This window comes from Neobacillus cucumis (assembly GCF_016908975.1).
GTDB lineage: Bacteria > Bacillota > Bacilli > Bacillales > Cytobacillaceae > Neobacillus > Neobacillus cucumis.
On record NZ_JAFBEX010000051.1, the window covers coordinates 1 to 7822 of the forward strand.

At 39.3% G+C, this 7822-nt stretch carries 11 protein-coding genes, 1 rRNA gene and 1 pseudogene; 1 reads left to right on the top strand and 12 read right to left on the bottom strand.

The features are described 5' to 3' along the window. From JOC76_RS29300 to JOC76_RS29315, 4 genes are all read right to left on the bottom strand, one after another. A 16S ribosomal RNA gene (locus JOC76_RS29300) occupies positions 1-77 on the bottom strand; the annotation flags it as partial. A gap of 878 nt (positions 78-955) precedes the next feature. Next, positions 956-1462, bottom strand: a complete 507-nt coding sequence (locus JOC76_RS29305) for an RNA-guided endonuclease TnpB family protein (protein WP_205182307.1) — start codon at positions 1460-1462, stop codon at positions 956-958. A gap of 9 nt (positions 1463-1471) precedes the next feature. After that, a complete protein-coding gene (locus JOC76_RS29310) occupies positions 1472-1954 on the bottom strand; it encodes a hypothetical protein (RefSeq protein WP_205182302.1) in 483 nt (160 codons plus the stop codon). A gap of 139 nt (positions 1955-2093) precedes the next feature. Next, on the bottom strand, positions 2094-2294 hold the full coding sequence (locus tag JOC76_RS29315; RefSeq protein WP_205182308.1) for a hypothetical protein: 201 nt from the start codon (positions 2292-2294) through the stop codon (positions 2094-2096). Between JOC76_RS29315 and JOC76_RS29320 the strand changes: the two are divergent. Next, a pseudogene (locus tag JOC76_RS29320) lies at positions 2293-2478 on the top strand (tyrosine-type recombinase/integrase); the annotation flags it as partial. The gene JOC76_RS29315 and the pseudogene JOC76_RS29320 overlap by 2 nt on opposite strands. A gap of 116 nt (positions 2479-2594) precedes the next feature. Here the strand turns inward: JOC76_RS29320 and rpsI are convergent. From rpsI to JOC76_RS29360, 8 genes are all read right to left on the bottom strand, one after another. Continuing rightward, positions 2595-2987 (bottom strand): 30S ribosomal protein S9, encoded by a 393-nt coding sequence (gene rpsI, locus JOC76_RS29325; RefSeq protein WP_098533175.1) that lies wholly within the window; start codon positions 2985-2987, stop codon positions 2595-2597. A gap of 20 nt (positions 2988-3007) precedes the next feature. After that, positions 3008-3445 (bottom strand): 50S ribosomal protein L13, encoded by a 438-nt coding sequence (rplM, locus tag JOC76_RS29330; RefSeq protein ID WP_098533177.1) that lies wholly within the window; start codon positions 3443-3445, stop codon positions 3008-3010. A 251-nt stretch (positions 3446-3696) separates the two neighbouring features. After that, positions 3697-4437, bottom strand: a complete 741-nt coding sequence (truA, locus tag JOC76_RS29335; RefSeq protein WP_205182303.1) for a tRNA pseudouridine(38-40) synthase TruA — start codon at positions 4435-4437, stop codon at positions 3697-3699. Between the two features lie 12 nt (positions 4438-4449). Next, complete coding sequence (locus JOC76_RS29340) at positions 4450-5247, bottom strand: energy-coupling factor transporter transmembrane component T family protein (RefSeq protein WP_205182304.1); 798 nt, start codon at positions 5245-5247, stop codon at positions 4450-4452. Further along, positions 5244-6113, bottom strand: coding sequence for an energy-coupling factor ABC transporter ATP-binding protein (locus tag JOC76_RS29345; RefSeq protein ID WP_205182305.1), 870 nt, complete (start codon positions 6111-6113; stop codon positions 5244-5246). Before JOC76_RS29345 ends, JOC76_RS29340 begins: the two co-directional genes overlap by 4 nt. Beyond that, a complete protein-coding gene (locus JOC76_RS29350) occupies positions 6089-6928 on the bottom strand; it encodes an energy-coupling factor ABC transporter ATP-binding protein (protein WP_205182306.1) in 840 nt (279 codons plus the stop codon). The genes JOC76_RS29345 and JOC76_RS29350 overlap by 25 nt, the downstream gene beginning before the upstream one ends. Before the next feature lie 368 nt (positions 6929-7296). Further along, complete coding sequence (gene rplQ, locus JOC76_RS29355) at positions 7297-7659, bottom strand: 50S ribosomal protein L17 (protein ID WP_101645951.1); 363 nt, start codon at positions 7657-7659, stop codon at positions 7297-7299. A gap of 54 nt (positions 7660-7713) precedes the next feature. Further along, positions 7714-7822, bottom strand: a 109-nt coding sequence (locus tag JOC76_RS29360) for a DNA-directed RNA polymerase subunit alpha C-terminal domain-containing protein (RefSeq protein WP_275591436.1), incomplete at its 5' end; no start/stop codon positions are given.

The following is a 7822-nucleotide window of genomic DNA, read 5'->3' on the forward strand; positions in this document are numbered from 1 at the left end:
CTATTGATTCGCTCGACTTGCATGTATTAGGCACGCCGCCAGCGTTCGTCCTGAGCCAGGATCAAACTCTCCAAGAAAGTTGATTAGCTCATTTGTTACGTTGGCTTCATTTCATAAGAAATGAATATTATTGTTTGTTGACGTTTTTGTTTGTTTAGTTTTCAAAGAACAATATATCACTTTAATTAGCAACAGCGAGATTAATTATAATTTTTATCTTTTTAGAAGTCAACTTCTTTTTTTTATTAACTTCGCCGCCCTAAGAGACAAATAATAATATACCAAATACTCCATATGTAAGTCAACATCTTTTTATGAGAAATCCCCCCCTAATACATAAAGAAAAATATTTAGTTCTCCATACCACTGATCACTGCTTTGATGGAACATATTATACAAATGAAGAATTTATCATAAATTAATATTGCATACAAAAAGGGGCTTCCTTGTGGAAGCCCTTTTATTTATAACCAACCAAAAAGACTGGCAGACGAAGTTCTTACTATGTCTCCAATTAAAAAAACCCCGATATTGCTTTGCGGAGTCGATACCTTCTCGTTGCCTTCTGTTAATATCTACTCTCGCTTTTTCTGCACCGAATAATAATACTTTAAATACTAAATCAGAAATAAATGTCACTAAAAAACATGTGTATAAAAATAAAAAACCATCATTTTGATGATGGTCTTTATTTCCACTCAATCAAGAGCGGCTATGTACATATTATATAGTGGCGCTTGCACTCATTCCTACGTATCATAACGAGTGTCGGAACAAACAATATTTTCCGAGGAATTTATCGAGCGTTACCATCAGAACAACGGCACTTCTACGATTTAAGAATGCCCAATCAACCTATTGTATTTTAAATGATCCCCTAAATAATTAATTCGAAATCATCATTATCTTCAACCAATTCCCATCACTGTCTTTCTAGCTCATCCCTAATCAACTGTTAAATATCGTTCAATGAGATATTTCTTGCGGCATTAAAATCAGCATTGGCTGAATACCCACAAGAATTGTTCTTACACTTGAACACTTCTTGTGATTCTCGATTTTCTTTACATATATATCCACATTTCGAACAGCGCTGCGAAGTATATGCAGGATTAATGTATCGGATTTTAATCCCTTTTTCTTTTGCCTTGTACTCAATTTTTCTCTGCAGATCATAATACGGCCAAGCTCCCAAGAAGGTTTCTTTTTTATCTCCATCAGCTATCTTCGTTAGATCTTCCATCTGGATAACTCCGCACCCTTTTAAGACTGCAGTATCTACAACGAACTTACTGTATCTATGGTTGGTGGTATTTTTAAAGTTTTGAACCTTTTGATTTAATTTCTCAATAGGTTTAATACGAGTATTTCTACCATGCCCTTTACGTCCTTCACCGCAATATTTCCCTTGTCTTTGAACACTTATCCTTCTGGCTTCAACTCCTTTTCTAAATTTATCAATTTCCCCTCCCTAAATATTCCTACGATAAAGAGAAAAATTGACAGCCATGGTTACTGCATTGACAATACCTAGGTCAACCCCGAGTATTTTATCTTTATCTAATACTTCCTTGTTCGAATCACACGTAAAAGTAAGATTAATGAACCATTTCAATTTTCCTTTTTTTGAGGGGAGAATTTCCGAGCCACCCACTTTATAGTCACCATTTATTAATCGATCCAATATCGCCCTTTGGAAATTATCTCCAACTCTTATCAAGACTTTAATTACTGATTTTCTGTTTAATTCTTTGGCATATTCCCTACTCAATAAACCTACCTTATGTGTTTGAATCAGATCCTCTACGGGAGTGTTACCAGCTTTGTCATCAATGACTAATCCTTTTGCCAGGATTGAATCTTTATCAATATAGACAACAGAGAAGGAATCATGATGATCAGCTCCAGCAACAAGTGCTAAAGCTGCTTCATTTATTGTTTCCTCTGATTCCACTTCCCACGTCGATAGCGTATTCTGTTAAGTTTTTAAATCTATAGATATAGTGTCTGCATCTAAACTGTATATTCCAACCGTACCTGTTCCTGTATCTGGCCATTTAGCTCTAGCTACCTTTCTAACCAACAACGACATTTCACTCACTAAGCAGCTCCTCTTCCAAATCTAGGATTACTTGGTTTATATACTCCTGAAGCCAAGTTTCACCACAATCCACTCCATCTAGAATCTCTATGCAATCAGGACTTCCCCAATTTTCAAAAGAACGCACAGCATATTCTTTTACTTCGACACTCCTGTTACTTAAACCTGCCAAAACATTTGTTTGTCCAGTCATTACTATCCATGGCTTATGTCATACTCACGCATCCCTCCTATTTGAAGCTGGTGCAAGTATTAAAGAGGTGCAGGAGCGCTTGGGACACACTGATATTAAAATGACAATGAACATCTATACTCACGTAACAAATACTTTAAAGAGGCAAACAGCAGCGAAGTTCCAACGGTACTTAGAATTATAATCTGTGGTCAAATGCAGTCAAAAAATACTTGGTGGTCAAAATGTGGTCAAAAGTGATTTTAACCATAAAAAAAGACCCCCAACCAAATCGGTTGAGAGCCTTTGAAACGTTGATAATTAACGTTTTGAGAACTGAGGCGCACGACGAGCACCTTTAAGACCGTATTTCTTACGTTCTTTCATACGTGCATCACGAGTTAATAAACCAGCGCGCTTTAATGTTGGACGGAATTCTGGATCAGCTTGAAGTAATGCACGAGCAATACCATGGCGAATTGCGCCAGCTTGACCAGTATATCCACCGCCGCTTACGTTTACAAGAACATCATAGCTGCCAACTGTTTCAGTTGCAACTAGTGGTTGTCTTACAACAACACGTAATGCTTCGAATGGGATATAATCTTCGATTTCACGACCATTTACTACAATTTTACCTGTGCCTGGAACTAAGCGCACACGTGCGACAGAGCTCTTACGACGACCAGTACCGATATATTGAACTTGTGCCAAGTTATTTCCCTCCCTCTAAATTAACCGCGAAGTTCGTAAACTTCAGGTTTTTGTGCTTGGTGTGGATGCTCACTGCCAGCATACACGTGTAATTTCTTGAACATTTGACGACCAAGAGAATTCTTTGGAAGCATGCCTTTAACTGCAAGCTCGATCATTTTTTCAGCGTAGTTAGTACGCATTTCAAGAGCAGTTCTAGTTTTTAAACCACCTGGGTGCATTGTGTGACGGTAGTAGATCTTGTCAGTTAATTTCTTACCAGTTAGTTCTACTTTAGAAGCATTAAGAATGATTACATTATCACCAGTGTCAACATGTGGTGTAAAAGTTGGTTTGTTTTTACCGCGTAAGATTGAAGCTACTTCAGAAGCAAGACGACCAAGAGTTTTGCCTTCTGCATCAATCACATACCATTTACGCTCGATATTGTTGGCATTTGCCATAAACGTTGAACGCATGAGTTTCCCTCCTATTAAATCCTTTAAAGATTATTATTTTCGCACCTTTAAAGCAATCAGTGTTCATTCTGTTCCGGGAATTTACATCTGATGCCCTTGTGCAGTCATTTTTCAAATCATATATTTTCAATCACGATGAAGACTTTCCGGGGCTTTATCGTGGGATTAAAAACACGCACATCTAATATAATAAAGACTATAGGTCTAATTGTCAAGGAAATGTTACACCAGGAAAAGTTGTTTTAGAAATTTTATTCATAAAATACTTTCCAGAGGTAAAGTCCTTGGGCTGGAGCCGTCCTTCCGGCAAGGCGGCGGTCCTTTTTAGCCAATAATTCCGCCATTTCTTCGGGTTTTCGCTTTCCATTGCCCACTTCCAATAAAGTTCCTGTTAGAATACGAACCATATTATATAAAAATCCATTTCCTACAAAGCGTAGAGTCAGAAAGTCATTGTCCAAGATTAAATCAATGGCCTCAATGGTACGAATCCGATCCTCCACTTCCGTCTTTGCCGAACAAAAACTTGTAAAGTCATGCGTTCCGACGAAAAAGCAGCTAGCTTCCCTCATCGCTTCTATATTTAATTCATACGGATAAAGATAAGAGAAATTCCGCTGAAAAGGATCCCTTCTTTTCGAAAGCTGAAGGACATAGTGATATTCCTTCCCAATGGCATTAAATCGAGCATGAAATGTCGAATCTACCTTTTTGACCGAAAGAACTGAAATTTCCTCCGGCAGCAGCGAATTAAGTGCCATTTCCCATTTCTCCTCTGAAATCGGAAGGTGAGAATCAAAATGAATGACCTGTCCTTTTGCATGGACACCCGCATCTGTTCTGCCTGATGCAGAAACTTTAATAGATTCCCCTTTATGCATCTTGGCTAAGACTGCTTCTAGCTCGGATTGAACAGTCCGTTTATTCGGCTGTATTTGATATCCTGAAAACCCTGAACCATCGTAAGAAATGATACACTTATACCTTTGCATGGTTTCGCTCCATTATGACCGTAATAAAATTAGAAGAACTGTTAAAACAGCTAATAAAAGGATTTGCAGCGTATCCACTGTACGCCAGCTAAGCTGACGGTATTTTGTCCGACCCTCACCGCCGCGGTACCCGCGGGCCTCCATGGCAATTGCAAGTTCCTCCGCTCGTTTAAAGGCACTGACAAACAAAGGAATCAAGAGTGGAATAACCGCTTTGACCCGATCTTTAATTGGACCGCTATCAAATTCTACCCCGCGAGCCATTTGCGCTTTCATAATTTTGTCCGTTTCTTGCATAAGTGTCGGAATAAACCGTAAAGAGATCGACATCATTAGCGCCATCTCATGGACAGGAAACCGAACTTTTTTTAAAGGATTTAAAAGAGTTTCCATGCCGTCCGTAATCTCGATTGGACTTGTCGTAAGAGTTAATAAGGAGGTCATCAGGATTAAGAAAAAGAATCTTAACGAAATAAAAATCCCCTGTCTAACCCCTTCATCATATATCTCGATTGGTCCAAATTTAACGAGTAATACACCCTGCTTTGTAAAAAACACTTGCAAAATTAACGTAAATAAAACAAGCCAGATAGCAGGTTTGAGCCCTCCGTATAAGAATCGGGCTGGAATTCTTGATATACCAAGCATATAAAAAGTATAAATGCCAATAAGTGCATAGGTAACCCAATTATTAGCCAAAAAGATAATACAAACAAATAGAAATATAATCACTAGTTTTGAACGAGGGTCCATTTTGTGAACGGTAGAGTCAGCAGGAACATAACGGCCAAAAATCATTTTCTCCATCATAAGCGAACACCTCTGCTTAATACCTCGGTAACCTTTGATGTTAACTCATCAATCGTGAGATAAATTTTATCTAATTTAAGTCCTGTTTGTTTTTCTAATTTCAGCTGAAATCGCACGACCTCAGGAACATCAAGACCCATTTCCACCAGTTCAACGGGTGAAGAAAAGATTTCAGACGGAGTTCCTTGTTTAGCAACCCGTCCCTGCTGCATGATGACAATTTGGTCAGCATACCTTGCTGCATCTTCCATACTATGAGTAACTAGTATAGTAGAAAGCTGTCTGTCCTTATGAAGAGCATGAAACATATCCATAATCTCTTTTCGGCCTCGCGGGTCCAATCCTGCAGTAGGCTCGTCCAAAACAATCACATCCGGTTGCATTGCCAGTACACCAGCAATCGCCACACGCCGCATTTGTCCTCCTGAGAGGTCAAATGGTGATTTTCCTAAAACGTCCTCTGAAAGTCCGACTTGTTGTAAGGCAAGCCGTGCTCGGCATTTGGCCTCAGACTCAGAAACGCCAAAGTTCATAGGACCAAAGATAATATCTTTTTCAACGGTTTCTTCAAATAACTGATGTTCCGGAAATTGAAACACAATTCCAACCTTTTGTCGTACCGGCTTTAAATGCTTATTTTTCTGACCAGCCTTTATTTCATGACCGCCAATATTTACAGTTCCTTTAGATGGCTGTAAGAGCGCATTTAAATGCTGCAGGACGGTTGACTTGCCTGAACCCGTATGACCGATGATGGCCATGTACGTTCCTGCAGGAATATCAATGGAGACATCTTGAATCGCCAACCGCTCAAAAGGAGTGTTTGCTTGGTACCGGTAATCTATATGCTGAAGCGAGATGTCCATAGTTCTGTCACCAACTCTTCTTCCGATAAATAATGCTTAGATAGTTTCATTCCATTTTGACGGAACGCTTTGCTTAATTTTACAGAGAAAGGAATATCCAATCCTAATTGAATCAATTGCTCATCCATAGTAAAGATCTCTTCAGGAGTGCCCTCACGATATACTTCTCCACGGTTCATCACAATAATCCGATCAGCTTTAGCAGCTTCCTCTAAGTCATGAGTAATGGAGATTACAGTTAGAGATTTTTCCTGTTTTAATAAACGGACTGTTTCTAAAACCTCTTCCCGTCCTCTTGGGTCAAGCATTGAGGTTGCCTCATCAAGAATAATAATGGATGGTCTTAATGCCAAAACACCAGCAATGGCAACACGTTGCTTCTGTCCACCTGATAGATGGTGGGGCTCTTGATATAGAAATTGATCCATTTTCACTTTACTTAATGAATCTTCCACACGCTGCACCATTTCTTCCCGTGGCACTCCATTATTTTCTAAACCAAAAGCCACATCATCCTGTACTGTAGTGCCTACAAATTGGTTATCAGGATTTTGAAAAACCATACCGATCTTCTTCCGAACATCCCATATCGTCTCTTCATTCAACTTTAAATCATCGATGGTGATTTCGCCTTCTTGAGGAAACTGGAGGCCGTTTAGTAATTTTGCCATCGTTGATTTCCCTGAACCATTATGACCGACAATGGCAAGCCATTCCCCTTCATAAATATCAAAGCTCACATTTTTTAGGGCATATCGTTCCTGATTATCGTACTGAAAGGATACTCCCTTTAGAGATACAATTGACTTTTTCATCGTGCATTCTCCCTAGCTAGACTATTCTCTGCTCTTGTTGCAAGTATCATTTTACTTTTAATATAACAAAAAAAGCCTGCACCTCGTCCCTAAGCAGCACGTATTCAACTGCAGATAAAGGGATTTCTAAAAAGAAATGGGAGGAGGTGCATGAGCTAGACGAGACGCGAAGAAGAAAACAAAAGACTAAACCGTTTTCATTCCAAGGAATTAAGTAAATCCTTTTGGCTCCAAAGTTTTGGAGTCACGCTCATCATAACACTCGTTTGGCTTGTGTCGAACAATTATAAAAATTTCCTTTACAGAAAAAGGGCAAAGAACAAGTTTGTTTGTAAACTGTCCAGCGCCCTTGTTGTCTGTTAAGTGTATTAAACTAACTCGATAATAACCATTGGCGCACCGTCACCGCGGCGAGGTCCAAGTTTCATAATACGAGTGTATCCACCTTGACGCTCTTGGTAACGTGGAGCGATATCAGCGAAAAGTTTTTGAACTGCATCTTGACCATTTTCAGCATTAGCAACTTCGTGACGAACGTAAGAAGCAGCTTGACGGCGTGCATGTAAATCACCGCGCTTACCAAGTGTGATCATTTTTTCAACAGTTGAGCGAATTTCTTTCGCACGAGTTTCTGTTGTTTCGATGCGCTCGTTGATAATTAAGTCTGTAGTTAAATCACGTAGCATAGCTTTACGCTGTGCGCTTGTGCGTCCTAACTTTCTGTATGCCATGAAGGGTTCCCTCCTTTGTTGAAGTCATAAAACGGATTTCAGCTTTACTCTTGACTAGTCGTCTTTACGTAAGCCTAATCCAAGCTCTTCTAGTTTTGCCTTCACTTCTTCGAGTGATTTGCGGCCTAAGTTACGAACTTTCATCATATCTTCTTCAGTCTTG

Bases quoted from the DNA above. Each gene is read 5' to 3' on its own strand.
- JOC76_RS29315 (WP_205182308.1), bottom strand. From the start codon at position 2,294: ATGACTGGACAAACAAATGTTTTGGCAGGTTTAAGTAACAGGAGTGTC.
- rplM (WP_098533177.1), bottom strand. From the start codon at position 3,445: ATGCGTTCAACGTTTATGGCAAATGCCAACAATATCGAGCGTAAATGG.
- truA (WP_205182303.1), bottom strand. From the start codon at position 4,437: ATGCAAAGGTATAAGTGTATCATTTCTTACGATGGTTCAGGGTTTTCA.
- JOC76_RS29340 (WP_205182304.1), bottom strand. From the start codon at position 5,247: ATGATGGAGAAAATGATTTTTGGCCGTTATGTTCCTGCTGACTCTACC.
- JOC76_RS29345 (WP_205182305.1), bottom strand. From the start codon at position 6,113: ATGGACATCTCGCTTCAGCATATAGATTACCGGTACCAAGCAAACACT.
- JOC76_RS29350 (WP_205182306.1), bottom strand. From the start codon at position 6,928: ATGAAAAAGTCAATTGTATCTCTAAAGGGAGTATCCTTTCAGTACGAT.
- rplQ (WP_101645951.1), bottom strand. From the start codon at position 7,659: ATGGCATACAGAAAGTTAGGACGCACAAGCGCACAGCGTAAAGCTATG.